Source organism: Acidisoma silvae (genome assembly GCF_020618775.1).
Classification (GTDB): Bacteria; Pseudomonadota; Alphaproteobacteria; order Acetobacterales; family Acetobacteraceae; genus Acidisoma; species Acidisoma silvae.
In genome coordinates, this window is record NZ_JAESVB010000005.1 from 63,363 (window position 1) to 85,189 (window position 21,827).

At 63.9% G+C, this 21,827-nt stretch carries 24 protein-coding genes; 16 read left to right on the plus strand and 8 right to left on the minus strand.

Annotation, left to right across the window (positions count from 1 at the left end; translation table 11 throughout):
* Positions 1-29: 29 nt before the first annotated feature.
* From ASILVAE211_RS12770 to ASILVAE211_RS12785, 4 genes are all read right to left on the minus strand, one after another.
* Complete coding sequence (locus ASILVAE211_RS12770; protein ID WP_227321711.1) at positions 30-3,137, minus strand: efflux RND transporter permease subunit; 3,108 nt, start codon at positions 3,135-3,137, stop codon at positions 30-32.
* On the minus strand, positions 3,134-4,339 hold the full coding sequence (locus ASILVAE211_RS12775) for an efflux RND transporter periplasmic adaptor subunit (RefSeq protein ID WP_227321712.1): 1,206 nt from the start codon (positions 4,337-4,339) through the stop codon (positions 3,134-3,136). The genes ASILVAE211_RS12770 and ASILVAE211_RS12775 overlap by 4 nt, the downstream gene beginning before the upstream one ends.
* A gap of 3 nt (positions 4,340-4,342) precedes the next feature.
* Complete coding sequence (locus ASILVAE211_RS12780; protein WP_227321713.1) at positions 4,343-5,773, minus strand: efflux transporter outer membrane subunit; 1,431 nt, start codon at positions 5,771-5,773, stop codon at positions 4,343-4,345.
* Positions 5,774-5,852: 79 nt separating this feature from the next.
* Positions 5,853-6,542 (minus strand): response regulator transcription factor, encoded by a 690-nt coding sequence (locus ASILVAE211_RS12785; protein WP_227321714.1) that lies wholly within the window; start codon positions 6,540-6,542, stop codon positions 5,853-5,855.
* Between the two features lie 114 nt (positions 6,543-6,656).
* Here ASILVAE211_RS12785 and ASILVAE211_RS12790 point away from each other — a divergent pair, with 114 nt between their 5' ends.
* The 8 genes from ASILVAE211_RS12790 (at position 6,657) to ASILVAE211_RS12825 (ending at position 12,355) form a co-directional block, all read left to right on the plus strand.
* Positions 6,657-7,340 (plus strand): response regulator transcription factor, encoded by a 684-nt coding sequence (locus tag ASILVAE211_RS12790; protein WP_227321715.1) that lies wholly within the window; start codon positions 6,657-6,659, stop codon positions 7,338-7,340.
* Positions 7,327-8,721, plus strand: coding sequence for a sensor histidine kinase (locus ASILVAE211_RS12795; protein ID WP_227321716.1), 1,395 nt, complete (start codon positions 7,327-7,329; stop codon positions 8,719-8,721). Before ASILVAE211_RS12790 ends, ASILVAE211_RS12795 begins: the two co-directional genes overlap by 14 nt.
* Positions 8,722-8,810: 89 nt before the next feature.
* On the plus strand, positions 8,811-9,575 hold the full coding sequence (locus tag ASILVAE211_RS12800; RefSeq protein WP_227321717.1) for a biosynthetic peptidoglycan transglycosylase: 765 nt from the start codon (positions 8,811-8,813) through the stop codon (positions 9,573-9,575).
* A gap of 107 nt (positions 9,576-9,682) precedes the next feature.
* Complete coding sequence (locus tag ASILVAE211_RS12805; RefSeq protein ID WP_227321718.1) at positions 9,683-10,123, plus strand: COG4705 family protein; 441 nt, start codon at positions 9,683-9,685, stop codon at positions 10,121-10,123.
* Between the two features lie 5 nt (positions 10,124-10,128).
* Complete coding sequence (locus tag ASILVAE211_RS12810; protein WP_264478850.1) at positions 10,129-10,476, plus strand: COG4705 family protein; 348 nt, start codon at positions 10,129-10,131, stop codon at positions 10,474-10,476.
* 16 nt (positions 10,477-10,492) lie between these two features.
* Entirely contained in the window at positions 10,493-11,254 is a 762-nt protein-coding gene (locus tag ASILVAE211_RS12815; protein WP_227321719.1) for a COG4280 domain-containing protein, read from the plus strand.
* A 9-nt stretch (positions 11,255-11,263) separates the two neighbouring features.
* Positions 11,264-11,476 carry a hypothetical protein gene (locus ASILVAE211_RS12820; RefSeq protein ID WP_227321720.1) on the plus strand — a complete coding sequence of 71 codons (213 nt, stop codon included), beginning with the start codon at positions 11,264-11,266 and terminating at the stop codon, positions 11,474-11,476.
* A gap of 36 nt (positions 11,477-11,512) precedes the next feature.
* A complete protein-coding gene (locus ASILVAE211_RS12825; protein ID WP_227321721.1) occupies positions 11,513-12,355 on the plus strand; it encodes an undecaprenyl-diphosphate phosphatase in 843 nt (280 codons plus the stop codon).
* Here the strand turns inward: ASILVAE211_RS12825 and ASILVAE211_RS12830 are convergent.
* Positions 12,352-13,149, minus strand: a complete 798-nt coding sequence (locus ASILVAE211_RS12830; protein ID WP_227321722.1) for an SDR family NAD(P)-dependent oxidoreductase — start codon at positions 13,147-13,149, stop codon at positions 12,352-12,354. The two genes, ASILVAE211_RS12825 and ASILVAE211_RS12830, sit on opposite strands and share 4 nt — an antisense overlap.
* Positions 13,150-13,268: 119 nt before the next feature.
* On the opposite strand from ASILVAE211_RS12830, the gene ASILVAE211_RS12835 reads away from it, so the two are divergent.
* Positions 13,269-14,219, plus strand: a complete 951-nt coding sequence (locus ASILVAE211_RS12835; RefSeq protein ID WP_227321723.1) for a GlxA family transcriptional regulator — start codon at positions 13,269-13,271, stop codon at positions 14,217-14,219.
* A gap of 82 nt (positions 14,220-14,301) precedes the next feature.
* A complete protein-coding gene (locus ASILVAE211_RS12840) occupies positions 14,302-15,432 on the plus strand; it encodes a M20/M25/M40 family metallo-hydrolase (RefSeq protein ID WP_227321724.1) in 1,131 nt (376 codons plus the stop codon).
* A gap of 48 nt (positions 15,433-15,480) precedes the next feature.
* Here the strand turns inward: ASILVAE211_RS12840 and ASILVAE211_RS12845 are convergent, their stop codons facing one another.
* The gene (locus ASILVAE211_RS12845; RefSeq protein WP_227321725.1) at positions 15,481-16,011 is read right to left on the minus strand and encodes a hypothetical protein; all 531 of its coding nucleotides are present in this window, start codon (positions 16,009-16,011) and stop codon (positions 15,481-15,483) included.
* 287 nt (positions 16,012-16,298) lie between these two features.
* On the opposite strand from ASILVAE211_RS12845, the gene ASILVAE211_RS12850 reads away from it, so the two are divergent.
* The 5 genes from ASILVAE211_RS12850 to ASILVAE211_RS12870 all read left to right on the plus strand — a co-directional run bounded on the left by ASILVAE211_RS12850 (position 16,299) and on the right by ASILVAE211_RS12870 (position 19,921).
* Complete coding sequence (locus ASILVAE211_RS12850; RefSeq protein ID WP_227321726.1) at positions 16,299-17,438, plus strand: ceramide glucosyltransferase; 1,140 nt, start codon at positions 16,299-16,301, stop codon at positions 17,436-17,438.
* A gap of 77 nt (positions 17,439-17,515) precedes the next feature.
* Positions 17,516-18,145, plus strand: coding sequence for a LysE family translocator (locus tag ASILVAE211_RS12855; protein ID WP_227321727.1), 630 nt, complete (start codon positions 17,516-17,518; stop codon positions 18,143-18,145).
* A gap of 51 nt (positions 18,146-18,196) precedes the next feature.
* Positions 18,197-18,658 carry a CreA family protein gene (locus tag ASILVAE211_RS12860; RefSeq protein WP_227321728.1) on the plus strand — a complete coding sequence of 154 codons (462 nt, stop codon included), beginning with the start codon at positions 18,197-18,199 and terminating at the stop codon, positions 18,656-18,658.
* 345 nt (positions 18,659-19,003) lie between these two features.
* Positions 19,004-19,309: a hypothetical protein gene (locus ASILVAE211_RS12865; protein ID WP_227321729.1), complete on the plus strand. Its 306-nt coding sequence runs from the start codon at positions 19,004-19,006 to the stop codon at positions 19,307-19,309.
* Positions 19,310-19,312: 3 nt separating this feature from the next.
* Positions 19,313-19,921, plus strand: a complete 609-nt coding sequence (locus ASILVAE211_RS12870; RefSeq protein WP_227321730.1) for a hypothetical protein — start codon at positions 19,313-19,315, stop codon at positions 19,919-19,921.
* Positions 19,922-20,108: 187 nt separating this feature from the next.
* Here the strand turns inward: ASILVAE211_RS12870 and ASILVAE211_RS12875 are convergent, their stop codons facing one another.
* On the minus strand, positions 20,109-20,810 hold the full coding sequence (locus ASILVAE211_RS12875) for a glutathione S-transferase (protein WP_227321731.1): 702 nt from the start codon (positions 20,808-20,810) through the stop codon (positions 20,109-20,111).
* Between the two features lie 62 nt (positions 20,811-20,872).
* Positions 20,873-21,433, minus strand: coding sequence for a histidine phosphatase family protein (locus ASILVAE211_RS12880; protein WP_227321732.1), 561 nt, complete (start codon positions 21,431-21,433; stop codon positions 20,873-20,875).
* A 187-nt stretch (positions 21,434-21,620) separates the two neighbouring features.
* Between ASILVAE211_RS12880 and ASILVAE211_RS12885 the strand changes: the two genes are divergently transcribed.
* Entirely contained in the window at positions 21,621-21,827 is a 207-nt protein-coding gene (locus ASILVAE211_RS12885) for a CbtB domain-containing protein (RefSeq protein ID WP_227321733.1), read from the plus strand.

A 21,827-nucleotide genomic window follows, 5' to 3' on the forward strand; every position in this document is an offset into this window, starting at 1 on the left:
ACCCAGTTTCCGTTAACACCCTGACCGCTCTAGATTTCCCGTGACGTCAGAGACGGTTCTGTCCTGTCCATCTTTCGGCGCGTCATCAGGCTTTGCAGCCGGTCGAACCACAGATAGACCACAGGCGTCGTGAACAGCGTCAGCGCCTGCGACAGGATCAAGCCACCGACGATGGCGATGCCCAACGGCTGGCGCAGTTCCGAACCCGCGCCATGGCCGAGCGCCAGGGGCAGCGCCCCGAACAGCGCCGCGAAGGTCGTCATCATGATCGGGCGGAAGCGCAGCAGGCAAGCCTGACGGATGGCCTCGAACGGGGTCTTTCCCTGGTCCCGCTGCGCCACCAGCGCGAAATCGATCATCATGATGGCGTTCTTCTTGACGATGCCGATGAGCAGAATGATGCCGATCATGCCCATGATCGACAGATCCTGCCCGCAAAGGCGCAGCGCCAGCAGGGCGCCGATGCCGGCCGAAGGCAGTGTGGAAATAATCGTCAGCGGATGAATGGCACTTTCATAAAGCACGCCGAGAATGATGTAGATGGTGATGATGGCGGCCAGGATCAGCCAGGGCTCGCTTTTGAGGGAGCTTTGGAAAACCTGCGCCGAGCCCTGAAAGGTTCCCGTCACGCTGGCCGGCATGTGGGTCTGCAATTCCACCGCGTTGATGGCATTGACGGCATCGCCCAAAGCCACGCCCGGCGCGAGGTTGAAGGAGAGCGTCACGGCCGGAAACAGACCCTGATGATTGATGGTGATGGGCGAGACACCCTGATGCACGGAGACCAGCAGGCTGAGCGGCACCAGCGCATTGGTGGAGGATGACCGCACATACAGATGTTGCAGCGCCGCCGTGCTCAACTGGTAGCGGGGATCGACCTCCTCGATGACATGATACTGGTTGGTGGGCGAAAACAGCGTCGCCACCTGCCTTTGTCCGAAAGCGTCGTACAGGATATCGTCAATGGCCTGCACGGTAATGCCCAGGCGCCCGGCCGTCTGCCGGTCGATATCGAGCGTGGCGCTGGTGGCGGAGGCGTTCTGGTCGGAACTCACGTCCCGCAATTGCGCCATGCCGCCAAAGGTTTTTTCCAGCGTCGCGGCCCAATGGTAGAGTTCCGTCACATTCGGATCTTGCAGCGTATACTGGTATTGCGCCGCCGAAATACGGCCGCCGACCTGAATGTCCTGATGCACCTGCATGCCGATGGTCACACCCTCGACCTTGGCCATCTTCTTGCGCAGCCGCGCCAGAACCTGATCGGCCGAAGCCGTTCTTTGCCCCAGCGGCTTGAGGTTGAGCAGAAGGCGGCCCTGGCTGACGGTGGGCGTGGCACCGATGAAGTAATCCACCGTATCGACCGCCGGATCCTTCTCCGCAATGGCCGCCAGCGCGTTGATGCGGCCGGACATGGCCTCGAAAGAGATATCGGGCGCTGCCTTGACAACGCCAAGCACGAAGCCGGTATCGACTTCCGGGAAAAAGCCTTTCGGGATGCCGACAAACAGCCAGCCGGTCAGCACGATCGTCCCGATCATCACTGCCAGCGTCACTTTCTGAAAGCGCAGCACCACATCCAGCATCCGCCCGTAGCCGGCTGTGATGCCGTCGAACAGCCGCTCCGACCACAGAAACAGGCGTCCGGGCTTCGCATCCGCGTCATGCTGGATCAGCCAGCCGCAGAGCATGGGCGTGACGGTGAGCGAGACGATGGCCGACATGATGATGGCGACCGAGATGGTGACGGCGAATTCCCGGAACAGCCGGCCCACCAAACCGCCCATGAGCAGGATGGGAATAAAGACGGCGATCAGCGAAACCGTCATGGAGACAATGGTGAAGCTGACTTCCCGCGCACCTTCCAGCGCCGCGTGCAGCTTGGATTTGCCGTCCTCCCGATGGCGCATGACGTTTTCGATGACGACGATGGCGTCATCCACAACAAAGCCGACCGCAATGGTCAGCCCCATGAGCGAGAGATTGTCCAGACTATAGCCCAGGCAATACATGACCGCGAAGGTGGCAATCAGCGACAGCGGAATGGTCATGCTCGGGATCAGCGTCGCCCAGAGATTGCGCAGGAAGACGAAGATGACCATGACGACAAGCGCGATGGAGATCATCATCGTCATCTGCACATCGCTGATGGCGGCATGAATGGTCTGCGTGCGGTCACCCACCACATGCAGCACGGCCGCAGCCGGCAGATTGGCCTGCAAGCCCGGCAAAGCCTGCTTGATGGCCTGGATCGTCTTGACGACGTTGGAGCCCGGCTGCTGCGCCACGTCGATGATGATGGCGCGCTTGCCGTTCAGCCAGGCGGCTTCATAGACATCCTCGGGCGCATTGACGATGGTGCCGATATCCTCAAGCCGGATCGGCGCATTGTTGCGATAGGCGACGACCATCGTGCGATAGGCATCCGCCGTCAGCAGCTGATCGGTTGTATTGATGACGACGGCGCGGTTTTCGCCGTTCAGCGTGCCTTTCGGCGCGTCCAGCGTCGCGGCGCCGATGGCGCTGCGCACGTCCTCCATCGTCAGGCCGAGACCCGCCAGCTTTTCAGGGTCGATCCGCACGCGCACGGCCGGGCGCAGCTGGCCGTGATAGTCGATCATGCCGACGCCGGGCAGCTGGGAGATGGGCTGCGCGATGAAATCCTCGGCATAGCGGTCCAGCTCGGTCAGCGGCAGGGTCGAGGATGTCAGCGCAAGCGAGATGATGGAGGCATTGGCCGGGTTGACCTTGTTATAGGTCGGCGGACTGGGCATGTCCTTCGGCAGCAGACCGGCAGCCGAGTTGATTTCCGTCTGCACATCCTGCGCCGCGCCGTTGATGTCGCGGTTCAGGTCGAATTGCAGCACGATGGTCGTCAGCCCCAGCGAGCTGGACGAGGTCATCTGCGTGACGCCGGGAATATTGGAAAAGGCGCGTTCCAGCGGTGTGGCGACCGAGGTAGCCATAGTCTGCGCGCTGGCCCCCGGCAATTTTCCGGTGACCTGGATGGTCGGGAAATCGACCTGCGGCAGGGATGAAATCGGCAGGCCGCGATAGGCGACGATGCCGATCAGGATCATGCCCAGCGCCAGCAGGCAGGTGCCGATGCGCCGGTAGATGAAAGGCCGGGAAATGCTCATGTGCCGCTCCCGCCACCTGCCGGCGCGTCTGGTGCCACGGTCACATGCGTGCCGGGCGCGAGGCGCGACTGGCCGTCCAGCACCACCTGCTGGCCGGGTTGAAGGCCGGAACGGATTTCCGTGAAGCCCGTCACCGTCGGGCCTGTCACCACGGTTTGCGGCGTCACCGTATCATCCGGCTTTACGACATAGACATAGAGTCCGTTCTGGCCGGTCAGCACCGCCTGCGCCGGCACGGTCACGGCATGCCGGTCCGTCCGCACCAGAACGCGGGCGGAGACGAATTCGCCGGGCCAAAGCACGCGATCAGTATTAGTGAAAACCGCCTTGAGCTGAATTTCGCCGTTGCTCTGGTCCACCGAACTATCGATGAAGATCAGCTTGCCGTCCGCGATATGCTGCGTGCCGTCGCGGGAATCGATCGCGACCGGCAGATCGCCCTTATGCTGGCCCGCCGCGACATCCGCGAGTTCGCTTTGCGGCAGCGAGAACAGAACCGAAATCGGCGCCATCTCAGTCACAGTCACCAGACCGGTCGTATCGGTTGCATGGACAATGCTGCCGGCGTCTATCTGCCGCAGGCCGACGCGCCCGGCCAGCGGCGAGGTGACGCGCGTGAAATCGAGATTAAGCTGCGCCGCGTCGATGGCGGCTTCGTCGGAATCCAGCGTTGCCTTCAAGGCTGCTTGCTGGGCCTTCATGGTATCGAGATTCTGGGATGTCCCGGCTCCGGCTGAGGCCAGTTTCTGCGCGCGCACCACCTCCTGCTGCGCATTGACGGACTGGGCCAGATCGCGCTGCCGGGTCGCTTCCGCCTGGGCCAGCACCGCCTGGTAGGGGCGCGGGTCGATCTGCGCCAGAAGCTGCCCCGCCGTCACATCCTGGCCCTCGGTGAAGAAAAGCTGCTGCAACTGCCCATCGACGCGCACCTTGACGTCCACCTTGTTGAGCGGTGTCACCGTGCCGATACCAGACAGCCAGACCGGCAGATCACGGGTGGAGGCAGCCCCGGCGATGACCGGAATGGTCAATCCGCCGGCCGTCGCATGGGGCGCAGGGGCGGACGGGGTATTGGCCCAATACCACCAGGCCCCGGCCCCCGCGCCGATCAGCACCACGGCCGCCGCCAGACGTTTCGCCGTGCTGCGCCGGCCCGCAGGGCCAGGGTGAATTTCGAAGCGCTTATGCTGCGTATCGGTCATCTCTCAGCCTCCGGCCTGGCTTGCTGTGGCGGGCGCGGCAAAGCCGCCGCCCAGGGCGCGGAACAGACCGACCGTCGCCTGATACCGTTGCAGCCTCAATTGCAGCAGGCTGTCCTGCGCCTGGTAGAGAGACTCTTCCGTCGTCAGCACCGTCAGATAGTCGGCCGCGCCGAGGCGGTATTGCAGTTCGGCCAGCGCATAGGCCTGGCTGGCCGCCGCCTCGGCCGTCACCTCGATGCTTTCCTGGTCGTGGAAATGGCTGAGAGCGCTGAGCTGATCCTCGACATCCTGGAAGGCGGTGATGACGGTCTGCCGATAGGTCGCGACCATTTCCACTTGCCGCGCGCGGCTATAGCGCAGTTGCCCCTGCAACTGGCCGCCCGAGAAGAGCGGTTGCAGGATGGAGGTGCCCAAATCCGTCACCGCCGCCGGGGGAAAGAAATCGGACAGGTGGCGCGCGCCGAAACCCACAGCCCCGGTCAACGAGACGGTGGGGAAGAAGGCCGCGCGCGCGACGCCGATGTCGAAATTGGCGGAGCGCAGCCGCGCTTCCGCCGCCCGGATATCTGGCCGCTGTTCCAGCAAGGCCGATGGCAGGTTGGGCTGCACGGCAGGGTCGGCGAGGCCCACCAGATCCTGCCCGCCGATAGCGAAACCTTCCGGCGCCTTGCCCGTCAGCACCGCAAGCAAGTGCATGGCCTGATCGGATTGCTGTTGCAGCACGGGGATGGCGGCCTGGAAGGTGGCGACAGCATTCCGCTGCTGCTGCACTTGCAGCATGGTCGCGGTGCCGGCCGATTGCTGCACCACCACCAGGCTCAGCACATGCTGCGCATCGGCCACGATCTGCTGCGCCAGGCGGATACGTTCATTCAGCGACAGGACCAGAAAATAGGTATCGGCGACGGAGCCGGATAGCGTCATCGCAACCGTCTGCGCGTCATAGACGGATGCCTGGGCCAGCGCCCTGCCGGACTGCGCGGCGGCGCGGTTCTTGCCCCAGAAATCGAGTTCGTAACTGGCCTGCCCCACGGCCTGCTGGGTGGAGCTATTTTTCACGCCCATGGTCTGGCTTTGCGTGACGCCAAGGCTCAATTGCGGGAACAGTGGCGCCGCGTCCACCTGCGCCGTGCCGGCGGCTTCGGCCACCCGCGCCTCCGCGGCCGCGAGATTGAAATTGCCGGCAAGGCTTTGCTGCATCAGCCGGTCGAGTTCCGCGCTATGGAAGCTTTGCCACCAGGCACCGGTCGCCGAGACCGCGTTGACGCTGGCTTGCGGCTTGCCGTTCCAGCTGGGCGCGGTCGCGACCGCCGGACGGTGATAGCTGGGCGTCAGGGAACAGGCGGCGGTCGCCAGCGACAGGCCAAGCGCGGCGGTCGCCTTGACGACGCGCGGCACGGACAAAAGAGCGCGGAAGGGAATGATGTGAGGCACGGCGGCTTATTGGCGGCGCCCGCGTAATGGCGGCTTCGCCTCAGCGTGAATTCGATTTTAATGTCGAACCCGGTCCGGTTCAGCGCTCGGTCGCAGCCTCGGCGCTGATCATATAGCCGGCGCCGCGCACGGTCTGGATCAGCTTATGGGCATGCCCGTCGTCGATCCGCTGCCGCAGCCGGTGGATATGCATGTCGATGATATTGCCGCGCGGGTCGAAGTCATAATCCCAGGCGGCTTCCAGCAGCATGGACCGGGTAACGACCTGCCCGGCATGGCGCATCAGCAATTCCAGCAGCAGGCATTCCCGGTGCTGAAGGTGGATCTCCTGACCGCCCCTCATCGCCTGGCGGATGGCGGGGTCCAGCATCAGGTCGCCCACCACAAGCTGGCTTTGCCTCCGGCCCCGGTCTGCCCGGCGGGCCAGCGCCTCCACCCGTGCCAGAACCTCGGCGAAGGCATAGGGTTTGGCCAGATAATCGTCACAGCCGGCCCGCATGCCGTCCACCCGGTCTGTCATGCCGGCGATGGCGCTGACCATCAGCACTGGCGTGACGATGTCGGCCTTGCGCAGGCTGACCACCACGCCGATCCCATCCAGAATGGGCAGGCGGCGGTCGAGAATGATGACGGTGTAGAGCCCTTCCAGGGCCAGCGCGAGCCCGTCTTCCCCGTTCCGCGCCCGGTCCACGACATGGCCGCTCTCGGTCAATCCACGGACGAGATAGGATGCCGTCGGGTCGTCGTCCTCAATCACCAGCAAACGCATCTCAGGCCGGTCGCTCCAAAGGTTAACGAAAGTTCATATTGGGGCGAAGTAATCCTATGCCCGGTCATGACATCAGCCGCATCATGGGAGCGTGAAAAGAATGGTCTGTCGCTTATGACACGCATATTGGTCATTGAGGATGATGCCAAGCCCGCGCTTGAGATAGAAGCGGCCCTCTCGGATCATGGCTATGCGGTCGAAACCGTCGATACGGGACGCGCGGGCCTGCTGAAGGCCGCGACCGAATCTTTCGACGCCATCGTGCTGGACCGCATGCTGCCGGGCGGGATGGACGGTATCGCGGTGCTGTCGACATTGCGGGCCATGGGCAATGATATGCCCGTCCTGGTGCTCAGCGCGCTGTCGGCCGTGGATGACCGCGTGCGTGGGCTGAAGGCGGGCGGCGATGATTACCTGACCAAGCCTTTCGCCTTTCTGGAACTCACGGCGCGGCTGGACGTTCTGGTGCATCGCCGGGAAATGCCCGAGCGCGTCATCAAGCTGCGCGTCGAAGACCTGGAGATGGATCTGCTGACGCGCAAGGTCAGCCGCGCGGGCCAGGGCATAGACCTGCTGCCGCGCGAGTATAAGCTGCTGGAATATCTTTTGCGCAATACGGGGCAGATCGTCACGCGCGCCATGATGTTCGAGGAAGTCTGGCATTATCGCTATGACGAGCAGACCAATGTGATCGACGTTCATCTCAGCAAGCTGCGCCGCAAGATCGATCTGCCCGGCATGAGCCAGCTTATTCACACCGTACGCGGATCGGGTTACGTGCTGCATGCGCCTGGTTGATCTTCCGCGCACCAGCAGCTTTCGGCTGGCCCTGGTCTTTCTGGCGCTGTTCGGCATCGCGGCCAGTATTCTGTTCGGATTTCTGTATATCCGCACGCAGGATTATCTGATTCAAAGCGTGGACAGCTGGCTGGCGCGGGAAGCGCCAGGCAATTACGCATCCCCCGTGCCGGCCATCATCGCCCGGTTCAATGCCCATGCGCAGGGCGACACGGATATGGACCGGGCCTTCACGCTGTATAGCGCGGACGGCACCTATCTGGCGGGCGAGGCCCTGCCCTTGCCCAACCCCGTGCCGCGCTTCGATCAGCCTTTCAACTTCCGTGTTCCGGGTGGCCAGCACACCCGCATGCGGTTTCGCGGCCTCGCGCATCGCCTGGAGAGCGGCGACATCATCCTCGTCGCCCAGAACATGTATGACACGCGGGAATTCGACGAGGATTTTGTCGGCACCGCCTTGTGGGGCAGTGTCATTGCCGCGGCACTGGGCCTGCTGGGTGCCGTCATCATGGGCGCCGGCACCGTGCGCCGTTTCGATGATGTGGCCTTGGCCATTCAGCGCATCGTCGGTGGCGATTTGTCAAAGCGCCTGCCGACGCAAGGCACGTCGGGCGACCTCGACCGTCTGGGCCATGTCGTCAACGGCATGCTCGATGACATCGAGCGGCTGATGTATGACGTCAAAGGCGTCTGCGACGGCATCGCGCATGACCTGCGCACGCCCTTGACGCGCATCCTGGCGGGGCTGGAGCGCGCGCAGCGTCGCGCCCGCACGACGGATGACTATGCCGCCGCGATCGAGGACGCCATCGTCGAAACGCAAGGCGTGCTGCGCACCTTTTCCGCTTTGCTGCGCATCGCTGAGATCGAGGACGGACCGCGCCGCGCGGGGTTCGAGACCGTCGACGTCGAAACCATCGCCCGCGACGTGGTCGAATTCTATGAACCGCTGGCCGAGCAGAAAGATCTGAGGATGAGCTTCAGCTGCGAAGGCAGCGCCCCCTACCGAATGAAGGGCGACCCCAGCCTGCTGTTCGAAGCCATCAGCAATCTTGTTGACAACGCCATAAAATTCACGCCCGAGGCCGGCTTCATTGCCATCACCGTCATGGACCGCGCGGAGGGTCTTACCATCCGCGTGGCCGATAGCGGCTGCGGCATCGCGGTCGCAGACCGGGAAGCCGTGCAGCGCCGCTTTCATCGCACGGAGAAAAGCCGCCACATGCCGGGTAACGGCCTCGGCCTCAGCCTGGTCGCGGCCGTCGCCCGCCTGCATGACATGACGGTGCAGATCGAAAGCCTGTCGGCCGCCGATGACGCGTCCGGCACCATCGTCACGCTGCTGCTGCCGGGCCATGGCAGAGCGCAGGCACATACCTAACGTGGCGTTCATGTTGAGGCGACCGGGGTTTTAGGCATCGCGACCTAGCTAGCGCGTCTTGCCGTGACCGAACCATCGACAGTAGCCGCATGCGACAGACCTATTCCCGGAAATCACAATTTCAGACCGAGCGGCGCCGGCTGCCACGTGTTGTCTTGCCGCTGGCCATTATCGCGGTCGCGGCCGGTCTGGCCGCTTTCAGCATGGCGAATTCGACCCCGGCGGTGACCGACGCGCCGCAGATCGCCCGCGCCTTCGCGACCCGCCATCACGAGGCTTTTCCGGCACCCCGCCCGCCGGCCCAATTCGTGGATGCGCTGGTCGCGACCGAAGATCAGCGCTTTTTCTGGATCACGGATATGGGCGTCGATCCCATCGCGCTGACGCGCCTGGTGCTTGGTGTCACCGGTTTCGGGCCGCCGGGCGGCGGTGGCGCGTCGATCGACCAGCAATTGGCCAAGATGCTGTATACGCCGAACCAGAGCGGCAGTTTCCTGGTCGACGTGGAACAGGTCATTCTGGCCTTTAAGCTGCACCTGTCCTATTCGCATGCCGCCATTCTCGGCATGTATGCAGAAATGGCCTATTTCGGAAACGGCTATTACGGGCTGGAAGCCGCCGGCCAAGGCTATTTCGGTGCGACGGCTGATGCCTTGACAGCACATCAGGCAGCCATGCTGGCCGGGCTGGTCAATGCCCCCTCCGCCGACAATCCGCGCACGCATCTGGCGCGCGCCACCGCTCGCTGCCGGCATGTCTTCGGGCGGCTGGTGGCGCTTCATTATCTGACCGAGAATCAGGCCAAGGCGCAGCGCGCCACCCCGCTCGGACTGATCACAAGCCCGTCACCCTGAACGGCGACGGCGGTATCTGACAGTCTGTTCATGTTTGGGCGAAGCGCATTTTACGGCGCGTTTCCTAGGGAGAGCCTGCAAAAATCGCGACCGCGCAAGGAAAGCTCATGAATTCACTGGTATCGACTTTGGACGAGAGGCCAACCGTCATCGAAGCCGCCAAGGTTCCGCTCACCAATCTCAGCTTCTGGGTCGTAAAGATCCTGACGACGGCCATGGGCGAAGCGGCATCGGATTATCTCGTCAAGGCGCTCGATCCCGTCGTCGCCGTCGCGCTCGGCGCGGCCGGCTTCGTCATCGCCCTGGTCATCCAGTTTCGCACCCCGCGCTATAATGCCTGGAGCTATTGGTTTCTGGTTTCGATGATCGCCATTTTCGGCACCATGTTCGCCGATGGGCTGGACCTGCTCGGTGTCGGCCACACCACTGCCACCCTTGTCTTCGCCGCGCTGCTCGGGATCGTCTTCTTCGCCTGGTATCGGGTGGAAGGCACGCTATCCGTCCACAGCATCTACACGCCCCGGCGAGAAGTCTTTTATACTGGCTGACGGTCATGACCAGCTTCACGCTGGGCACGGCGGCGGGTGACTGGACGGCGGGCACGCTGCATCTGGGCAATCTTCTGTCGGGCTTCATCTTCCTCGCGCTCTTCCTGCTGCCGGGTCTGGGCTTCTGGAAATTCGGCCTGAACCCGATCATCGCTTTCTGGTTCTCCTATGTCATGACCCGTCCGCTCGGCGCCTCCTTCGCGGATTGGATCGGCAAGCCTGCCAGCCATAACGGGCTCGGCTTCGGCACCGGCCATCTCACCGTGCTTTTGACGGCCGTCATTCTTGTCCTTGTCGGCTATCTCTTTTTCAGCCGTTCGGATGTCGAGCGGCCGGCCCTGGCGGCCGAGTAAGCAAAGGACATCGCGGATGACCCATCTCGCCTGGACCCATATCGGCCCGTCGATCCTCGCTGCCTTTCTGGCATCGACGGTCGAATTCGTGGAGGCGCTGACGGTCATCCTGGCGGTCGGCAGCGTGCGGGGCTGGCGCGACGCCCTGGCCGGCACGGCCGCCGCCCTGCTCGTGCTGCTGCTTCTGGTCTGCGTCCTCGGCTCGGCCCTGACCCGTGTTCCGCTGAACGTCATCCAGGTGGCGGTGGGCGCGCTGCTGCTGCTGTTCGGCCTGCGTTGGCTGCGCAAGGCGGTGCTGAGGGCGGCCGGCGTCATTCCGCTGCATGACGAGTCCGCCGCTTTCGCCAAGCAGACCGACGCCATGCGGCGTCACGGCCTGGCCTCGGGCTGGGACAAGATCGCCTTCGCCGCCGCTTTCCAGATCACGATGCTGGAGGGTACGGAAGTCGTCTTCATCGTCATCGCGGTCGGCGCGGGTGGCACCGGCCTGCTGCTGCCGGCAAGTATCGGCGCCTTGGCGGCGTTGATCCTCGTCGCCGTAGCCGGCATCATCCTGCATCGCCCGCTGGCAACCGTGCCGGAAAATGCCCTGAAATTCATGGTCGGCGTCTTGCTGTCGGCCTTCGGCAGTTTCTGGTTCGGCGAAGGCATCGGTGCCGCCTGGCCCGGTCAGGATTGGTCGATCCTGCTGCTGATCGCAGGCTTTCTGGCGACCGCCCTGCTCGCAGTGCCACTGTGCCGGATGCGCGCCGCCACTGCTGCCCGCCTGGCCCGATAGGAACACGCCATGTCCTGGATCAAAACCGTTCTGCGCGAAGTCTGGGGCCTGTTCGTCGATGACGGCCGCTTCGCGCTGGCCATCATCGTCTGGCTGTTGATCGCCTGGCTCGTCCCGCGCCATCTTGGCATAGCGCCGGTCTGGACCGGCCTGCTGCTGTTCCTGGGGCTGGCCGCCATTCTGCTGGAAAGCGCCTGCCGCCGCGCGACGCGCGCGCCATAAGTCTCTTCAAAAACCAACAAAACAGAACAAGCGTTTATGGATCCCATCCATGCGATCGTTATCGCAATCGTTCAGGGCGCGACCGAGCTTTTTCCGGTCAGCAGCCTCGGCCATGCCGTGGTGCTTCCCGCCCTGCTCGGCTGGAACCTGGATCAAAGCGGCCAGTCCTTCCTGCCCTTTCTCGTCATGCTGCATGTCGGCACGGCCATCGCGCTGCTGGGATTCTTCTGGAAGGACTGGTGGGCCATTCTGACCGGCCTGGTTGGAACAGGCCCCGCCACGCAGGTGACGGAAGCGCGCCGTGTTTTTGGGCTGATCGTCGTCGCCACCATTCCCGCCGTCATCATCGGCGGCGCGCTGGAACATGTCCTGCGCCATGTCTTCGCCACCGCGCTGATCGCCGCGCTGTTTCTCATCGTCAATGGCGGTCTTCTGCTGCTGGGCGAGCGCGCGAAGACCGCCACAAACGCCAACCGCAGCTTCGCCAGTCTGACCGTCCGTGACGCGCTCGTCATCGGCTTCTGGCAATGTCTGGCCCTTATTCCCGGCCTGTCGCGGTCCGGCGCCACCATTCTGGGCGGGATGCTGCGCGGATTGGACGCCGAGGCCTCGGCGCGGTTTTCCTTTCTCATCGCCCTGCCCATCATCGCCGCCGCCGCCGTGCTGGAACTGCCCAAGCTGCTGCACGATAAGGCTGCCCATGGCAGCATGGGCCTGGCGCTGATCTGCGCCGTGATTGCGGGCGTCACCGCTCTGGCCAGCACGGCCTTCCTGATGCGCTGGTTCCGCAATCACACCCAATGGGCGCTGAAGCCCTTCGCGATCTATTGCATTCTCGCCGGTGCTTTCAGCGCCGTCTTCCTCATCGTGGTCGGTTAGACGATGCCGTAACGCGGCGCGGGCTTGGCATTGCCGAATTTCGGCCCCATCGCCTGGCGGTCCGCTTCCCAGCGGGTCCAGGCCTCGCCCCCATGCAGGCCGGGGATGGTCACCAGTTCGCCGGCATCCAGCCCGGCCAGCGCCGCGTCGACGCAATCTTCCGCCGACATGGTGATGGCCGCAGTCTTCTGCGGCGCATAGCCGGCGATATCCCAGAACTCTGTCGCCGTGGACCCCGGCAGCACGGTCTGCACGCGCACGCCCTTATCGGCCAGATCCTTCTGCAGCGAATGGCCGAAGCTCAGGACATAGGATTTGGACGCGCTATAGACGCCGTTCAGCAGCTCGACGGCGATGCCGACGATGGAGCCGATATTGATGATCGTGCCGCTGCCGCGCGCCACGAAGGCCGGGGCGGCCGCGTAGCTGAGGCGGGTCAGGGCCGTGATATTGAGGTCGATCATCGCCTCCATCCCATCCACATCCGCTTGCAGGATCGACGCGACGGAGCCGATGCCGGCATTGTTCACCAGCACGGTGATGCCCCCGTCCTGGCGCAGCAGGGCTTCCACCGTCGCAAGCCCGGCCTTGTCGTTCAGATCGGCCGGATGAACCGTGACGCTGCGGCCCGTTTCCGCTCGCAGGCGATCCGCCAGCGCATTCAGGCGCGCCGCATTGCGGGCCACCAGAACCAGGTCGTAGCCGCGCCGGGCCAGACGGTCGGCATAGACGGCGCCGATGCCCGAAGAAGCGCCGGTCACAAGAGCTTTGCCCTTCGCAATCGTAGTGTTCATCACGCTAGTCCTTCCTTGGCGCTCAGGATTGAGCCTTGGGAGGAGTCATAGGCTTGCGATACGAAGTCTCAAATGTCATAGATACGTAGATTTCAGACATCACAGGACGGGCATCCGCCGTGCGCGACATCGCTTTCGTGGTCTATCCTGGCTATTCCGTCATGGCGCTGGCCGTGGCGACCGCTTTCGAGGTCGCCAATGCCATGGCGGTAGACCCGCCTTACGCCCTGCATTTCATCTCGGAAGGCGGCGGCAGGGTCAGAACCTCGGCCGGCATGGCCATCGACACCGAAGCCTGGACCGGCAGGCCCTTCGACACGCTGGTCGCGGGCGGGGCGACGGTGCCTGAACCCACGACGCCGGGGCTGATCGCCTTCATCCGGGACTCGGCCGCGCGCACACGCCGCATCGCCGCCGTCTGCACGGGCGCTTTTCTGCTCGCCGACGCCGGCCTTTTGAACGGGCGGCACGCCACCACGCACTGGCTCTACGCGCGGGAATTGCAGAAGCAATTTCCGGGCGTGATGGTCGATCAGGATCGCATCTTCATCAATGACGGGCCGGTCTGGACATCGGCCGGCATGACGGCCGGGATCGATCTGGGCCTGGCGCTGATCGAGGCCGATCTGGGGCCGGAGATTGCCAAATCCGTCGCGCGCAAGCTTGTCGTCTATCATCGGCGCGGCGGCGGCCAGTCACAGTTTTCTGCATTGCTGGAACTGTCGCCCAAATCGGACCGCATCCAGACGGCGCTGACCTATGCACGGGAAAATCTGCACAAGCCATTGACCGTCCCCGATCTGGCGGAGGCCGCTCATCTCAGCCCCCGGCAGTTCAGTCGCGCCTTCCTGGCGGAGACCGGTCAATCCCCCGCCAAGGCGATCGAGGGCCTGCGGGTCGAGATGGCGCGGACGATGATGGAACAAAGCCGCCATTCCATCGATATCGTCGCTCAGCAGACCGGGTTCAGCGACCGCGACCATCTGCGCCGGGCTTTTCTGCGCGCCTTCGGCCAGCCGCCGCAGGCGCTGCGCCGCAATGCGCGGGTGGAAACCCAAGCCGGGCGGTGAAGGCATGAAACCTGCTTGCGGTTTCGCCCCGAGGGCCGCGTAGGATGAGCCCTCGAAACCTTTCACGACGGGATTAGCCGCGATGGATTTGACCAGCCTGCCCTTCGACAGCGCCGAGATGCTGCAACGCCTGAAGCCGTGGATTCTGTGTGAAAGCCCGACCCATGACCCGGCCGCCGTCGGCCGCATGATGGATCTGGCCGCCTGGGAACTGGTCAGCAGCGGCGCCCGCGTCGAGCGGATTCCCGGCCGCATGGGCTTCGGCGACTGTATTCGCGCCAGCTTTCCGCACCCCAAAGCCGGCACGCCGGGCATTCTGATCATGGCGCATCTGGATACCGTCCATCCGATCGGCACGCTGACCGACCTGCCCTTCCGCGAAGAGGGTGGGACATGCTTCGGCCCGGGCATCTGGGACATGAAGGGCGGCACGTTCGCGGCACTGGAAGCCGTGCGCGGCCTTGCCGCCGCCAGCCTGCAAAGCCCCCTGCCCGTCACCTTCCTGCTGACCAGTGACGAGGAAGTGGGCAGCCCGTCCACCCGCGCCCTGATCGAGGCGGAAGGCAAGCGCCACCGCTATATCCTGGTGCCGGAACCGGCGACGCCGGATCGCGGCGTCATTACCGGCCGCTATGCCATTGCGCGTTTCCGCCTGGAAAGCCGGGGCCGGCCCAGCCACGCCGGCGCGGCGCTGGCCGAAGGCCGTTCCGCCATCCGCGAATTGGCCAAGCAGCTGATCGCCATCGAGGATATGACGACGGCGGACTGCACCTTCAGCGTCGGCGTCATCCAGGGCGGCCAATGGGTCAATTGCGTCGCCACCACCTGCACCGGCGAAGCCCTGACCATGGCCAAGCGGCAGGCGGACCTGGATGCCGGCGTGGCCAAGATGCTGGCGCTGACGGGCAGCACGCCGGAGACGGGCTTCACCGCCACCCGTACCGTCACCCGGCCGGTCTGGGAGCCGAACAACGCCTGCATGGCGCTGTATGAGACGGCAAAGGGCGTTGCAGCGCGCCTGGGCCTCGCCTTGCCGCATCACAGCGCCGGCGGCGGGTCGGACGCCAATTTCACCGGCGCGCTGGGCCTGGCCAGCATCGATGGGCTGGGTCTGGTCGGCGGTGGCGGCCATACGCTGACCGAGCATGTGGAAATCGCCAGCCTAGCGGAGCGGGCGCGGCTGATGGCGGGCCTGCTGCTGGAACTGAACTGATGTTTCGCGCGGCGGGGTGCGATCCCCGCCGCGCGAAACCGAGCTCTTTTACTTCGCTGCTGCGGCCGGCGTGGCTGTGGTTTCCATATCCTCGGCCTCGCTGCTCTGCGGCGGCACGGCTGGCGAATGGAAGCCGGAGGAATGATCGTAATTGCTGCCATTGACCGGCTGCATGGTGGCTTCCGGCTGGCGCATGCAGCCCCGGAAAATCGGGTCGCAGACACCATCGCTGCCGATCGTCACGTCATCCGGGCCGGTATAATGGACTTCCGTGACCTTGTTATGGACGACGCGCACATCGGCGATACAGCCGGTGCCGGACCCGCCGAGCGAAACCGCGCCCAAGGTCAGCGGCAGGGTGACGTTGAAGCCGCCGGTCGCCGCCGGATTGTAGAGGTAGGTGTCGACATGCGCGACATCGTTGATCTTGGTCGTTTTAGCCGCAGGACCGGCACAGGACAGAAGATCGGCCGAACTCATGCCGATCATACTCGTCTGCGCCAGATGGGCGTCGCGGGACGCGCCATAGCCGCATCCTGACAAAGCGAGCGTTGCGAGCAAGATTGCGTTCCGACGCATGACACCTCCTGACGTGATCTGCCCCGGTATGTGCGTCCGCCAGCCGGCTGCGTAACCCGCAGCGCATGGAAAAACCGCCATTCCCGCCTCAACTGGCCGTGAGGGGGACTTGGCGGAACGGCTTTCCCTCCAGATGACAGCAAGACGAATGTCTTCCGTTTGTCATCGGAAATATGACGGAAGCGTTGGACAAAACGCGGCCGATCAGGCTCAAAACACGGAGTTTCGACTCACCCAAGCGTGGTCCGACTCACGCTGCTGCGACCGAGCCCGGAGTTGATTGGCGAATGACTTTCACCCTTTGTGCCGCGGCCTTCTGCATCATCGCGACGGCCCTCAATCTCGGCGGGCTGACCATCGCGGCCTTCCGCCTGCGCCCGCGTGGTGCGACGCGGCCGACACCGGCCGATGCGCCAGCCGTGACCATCATCCGGCCGCTCTGCCGGATCAATAATTACGAGCGCGAGACCCTCGCCTCCACCTTCATGCTCGACTACCCCAGCTACGACATCATCTTCTGCCTTGAAGACGGCAATGATCCGGTGGCCGGGCTGGTCTATAACCTGATGGAAAAATTCCCGGGCGTGCGGGCGCAATTGCTGATCGGACAGGAACGCCGCACCAAGAATCCCAAGCTCAATAATTGCCTGAAGGGCTGGGACGCGGCGGAAAATCCCTGGATCATCATGGCCGACAGCAATGTGCTGATGCCGCGCGATTATATCCAGCAGATGATGGGCCGCTGGACCGAGAAGACCGGCCTGGTCTGCTCCATGCCCATCGGCACGCAGCCCGATAATGCCTGGGCCGAAATCGAATGCGCCTTCCTCAATACTTTCCAGGCGCGCTGGCAATATGTCGGCGAAAGCCTGGGCCAGGGCTTCGCCCAGGGCAAATCGATGCTCATGCGCCGCGATATCGTGGATGCCGGCGGCGGCCTGCTGAAGACACTGGGGGCCGAAATCGCCGAGGATGCCGCCTTCACCAAGCTGGTGCGTCAGGCCGGGCTGCATGTGCATCTGGTCAATGCCCCCTTCGCACAGCCTTTGGGTGAGCGCACGGGCCAGGAAGTCTGGTCCCGCCAGGCGCGTTGGGCCATGCTGCGCCGCAAGACCTTCCCGCTGATGTATCTGCCCGAGCTTCTGACCGGCGGCTTCTTTCCTATCGTGGCCGGCCTCTATGCCGCCTGGGACGCCAATGTGAATGTCGCGGTCGTCGGCGCGATTTTGGCGGCGCTGTGGTACGGGCCGGAAGCGCTGCTGGCGCGCATCGCCGGCTGGCATTTCTCCTCCCGCATGCTGCTGGCCTGCGCCCTGCGCGACTTTCTGCTGCCGCCCCTTTGGGTCGTGGCCTGGCTTCAGCAGGACTATGTTTGGCGCGGCAATGCGGTGAACGTGAAGCAGGTGGTGGCGGAAGAGCTGGAGTAAGTCTCCCTTCTTTCACCGAGCGGACTTGCCATAGCCATCATCCTGTGGATGGCTCGGCTCCTGAGCGGGAGCGCACCATGTCCTTCGATCATTGGCTGGCCTTTGTCGCGGCTTCCAGCGTGCTTCTGGCCATTCCGGGGCCGACCGTGCTGCTGGTGATGTCCTATGCGCTGGGCCATGGCCGCAAGCCCGCCGCCGCCATCGTGGCGGGCGTGGCCCTGGGTGACCTGACCGCCATGTCGGCCTCCATGCTGGGCCTGGGCGCGGTGCTGGCGACCTCGGCCGCCATCTTCACCGCGCTGCGCTGGGTGGGTGGCGCCTATCTCATCTATCTCGGCATCAAGCTGTGGCGCGCGCCGGTGCAGACGGCCGATCCGGCTGGCGAAGCGCCGCAAGCCAGACCGTGGCGGATGCTGGCCCATGCCTATGCGGTCACGGCGCTGAACCCCAAAAGCATCATTTTCTTTGTGGCCTTCGTGCCGCAGTTCCTCCAGACCGGCCGCCCCTTCCTGCATCAGGTTCTGATCCTGGAAGCGACCTTCGTGACCCTGGCGACCGTGAACGCGGCGCTGTATGGGCTTTTGGCCGCCGCCGCGCGCGAGCGGCTGCGCGCGTCCCGCTTGCAGCGCGCCGTCAATCGCACCGGCGGGTCTCTGCTGATCGGCGCCGGGCTTTTCGCCGCCGGCTGGCGCGGTGCCACCAACTGACCAAGCTGTGCTAGGCCATCCGCCATGATGATGATCGGCGGAGGATTTGGCATGAAACGTCTGGCAGCGGCCCTGGCCCTTGGCCTTGTCCTGACCGGCAGCGCCGCGCAGGCGCAGACCCGTATCGGCGGGGTGGATACCACCTTCCGCTTCCTCGGCTCCAACGACCGCGTCGTCATAGACCGCTATGATGATCCGGATGTGCCCAATGTCTCCTGCTACGTCTCCCGCGCCGAGACCGGCGGCGTGAAGGGCAGCCTGGGCCTGGCCGAAGACCCGTCGCGCTTTTCCATCGCCTGCCGTGCCGTGGGGCCTGTCGCCTGGCCGACGAATCTGCCCAAGAAGCAGCGCATCTTCACCAGCTCGCTGTCCGTCTTCTTCAAGACGCTGGAAGTCTACCGCCTGCTTGATGCCGACAAGAAGGTTATCCTTTATGTCGTCATCAGCAGCCGTCTGAAGGATGGCAGCCCGTATAATTCCATCACCGCCGTGCCGACCGGGCCGACGCCGTAGGGTCTGTCTGGCTTTTATTGTCGTCATGCCCGCGAATGCGGGCATCCTCATGCCTTGTCGCCGTGCCAGAGGGAGAGGATTCCCGCATTCGCGGGAATGACGGCGTATCAGTGAATGCCTGAAACGCTCTGATGGCCGGAGGCGCCCACCTATTCCGCACCACAAAAGTGAAAACCATATTAGACCGTTGACTTTGGTTATTTGCGTCGGTACATTGCGTTATATGACCTATTTGGTATCGTTAATTATGTCTCTGTGTTGTTGAACGCAATCCTTTTGCCCTGCCCAGCGCGGGATGGATTTGTTGAGCAACGCATCGCCGCAGGGCGTTAAAAAGAGACCGACATGTCTGAAACCAAAATCGCTTTATTCCCGCGCTTCGCCGTATCGCCCGAGCAGAAAAACGCTTTTTCCACCTGCGTTAAATTTGCTCAAACAACGATTCGGCAGGCCAGTGCCGTCATCGGCACTGTTCCCGTGCCGGCCGTCGTTAAAAAACATGTCTCCAAAAAAGACGCGGCCTTCATTGCCGCCGCCTATGCCATTCCCCTTCCTGGCACAGGCCTGCTGGCAGCCATCATCGTCGCCGGCAAGCTGGCTGTCCGGCATCGGCGCAGCCGCTGGCAGCGCCTGCCTGTGGTTGGGGCCTGAGCCATGTCCAAACGATCCTTGACACAAGGCGAAATTCGCCTGGCGCACAGCATCTTCGCGCATGCGATCGATTATGACGCGGTGCGCGTGTATGACCGAGGCTATGCCTTTTTGAACGCCACCGGCAATATGTCCTATCGCGGCAATATCTATCTGCCCGACAGCTATAATCACGATTTTTCCCAAGCCTCCCTGCCGCAGCAGCGCCTTTTCATTCATGAAAGCGTGCATGTCTGGCAGCATCAGAACAATGTTCTGAACCTGGCGGTGGCTGCCATGCGCGAGGGCGTGAAGCATCAGCTTCACTACGCAAGGGCCTATCTGTTTCGTCTTGAACCGGGCAAGGATCTTCTCGATTACGGCCTGGAGCAGCAGGCGGCGATCATCGAGGAATATTTCCTGCGCCAGCACGGCGGCCCGCTCATGGGCCGCTGCCTGAATACGGAGAGCGAGACGCCGGCGCTGCTGGACGGGGTGCTCAAAAACTTTCTGGACAATCCGGCCTATGCGCGGCGTCAGAGCAGGATAGAAAAACTTGCCCGTCCGGCCAGGCTGTTTGCCGGCTGGACTCCGTCGCGCTCGCAATCCACCGACAGGCCCTATGCCGTTTGAACGGAGGCGGCCCAACCACTGCATTGAAACCAGGCAAGGCTAAGTCTGTCAGGCTTTCGCGGTAGCAGCGTCATCCTCGCGCAAGCGGGGATCTTCTCCCTTAGGCCCCAGCGCCGCGACGATAAGAAGATGCCCGCCTGCGCGGGCATGACGGTTGTGGGATTCCTATCACCTCAGCCGACAGACGCTAACCGCCCAGAACCTTGCGCAGCGATGCCTCGATCTGGCCGCCGCAATAAGTATCGCCGTAATCCTTGGCCGCGCGGGCGGCGAGTTTGGACAAAGCCGGCAGCGCGGCTACCCGGCGCACCAGACCGGCCGTATTGGGCGCTGTTTCATCCAAAAGCGCGCCGAGCGTGGGAAAACGCTCCGTCATCGTTCCCCACAGCACGGCGGTGACGATATCGGCAATGCCGGGCGCGCTGCCGCCCAGCAGAAAGCCGCTATCCGCCGTCATGCCATGGCGGCTGCCGGTCTCCTCCCAGAAGGACATCCATTTCGTCAGGCGCGGCTGAAAGTCATGCCAGCGCTTTTGCGTCCACATCTCCCGCCCGCCGTCGAGCGTGATGTCGTCCAGCACGTCATTAGCGTCGCCCACGACCTTCATGGTCATGGCCCGTAGGGCCGGGGTTTTCGGCAGCAGATGCAGCGTCTCGCCCAGATACAGGATAATGGCCGGCATCTGCGATATCGCGACGTCGCCAGCCTTATCGACCAAAACCGGCGGCCCCATGAAGGGCACGGGCATATCCGCGACCGGGCCGCTCATGAGGTTGACGATGTCCTCTGGGCTGCCCTCCCGCCAGGTGCGGCCCGCCTGGGCCAGAACGGCCCTGACGAACTGGCCACGAAACGGCACCGGCCAGTAATAGAGATCGTAATCGGACATCTCGGTCGCTCCCGCAGAAAGGTTCCTGTCGCGTCGGAAGATGAGGTCGGTCGGTCGCTATGTTAACCCAGAGACCGCAAGGTCCAGCGGCCCGCAGTCGCCTGCAAGCGCGCGCAGGCCAGCGGTTCGACATCGATACGCCAGAAGGCGCGCGGGTTCGCGTCCAGAATGATGATCATCGCGGCGCGGATGACGGCGGCATGGGTGACAGCAACTATCCGCCCCTGAGACGGCTGCGCCGCCTCCAGCCATGACCCGACCCGCGCCAGAAGGCGCGTGACGCTCTCGCCGTCATGCGGCGCGGCATCCGGATCGCTCGTCCAAAGCCCCAGCCCTTGCGGGTCTTCCGCCGCGATCTCGGCCAGGGACCGGCCGGCCCAGCGGCCCAGGTCTATATCCGCCAAAGCCGGATCGACCGCCGCTTGCAGTCCCAAAGCCTCTGCCGTTTGGCGGGCGCGGCGCGCCGGGCCAGTCCATGCGCCATCGACCCGGCCGAGAGACACGGCCAAGGCGGTGGCCTTTGCCAGCCCCTGGCTCTCCAGCCCCTCATCCAAGGGGAAAGCCGCCTGGCGGGTGGCGGCGGTCGCGGCATTCGCGATCAGGGTCAGGCGCAGGCTGGTCATTGCTATTCCGTTTGACAGCCGATGGGCCGGCCCCTAGCACTTGTAACAGTCATGGTCGGAAGCCGGTGAAAGCCCGGCACGGTCGCGCCACTGTAATCGGAAGCCGCATGCGAGGTCTCCCGAAAGTCAGACCCGGTCATGGCTTACATCAATCCGTCGGGACGCTGGATCCCTGGGAGTAAAGCCTATGTCCGATAAAGCGATCGGTTCCGATGTCGTATCCGCGCCGATTCCGGTGCGCGAGATTCTGCCCTGGATCATCTTCGGCGCGCTGATGCTGCTGGCAATCTATTTCGTCGGCGCCGAAGAAGGGGCGACCTCCCTCATCAAGGGCATGTATGTGCACGAATGGGTGCATGACAGCCGCCATCTGCTCGGTTTCCCCTGCCACTAA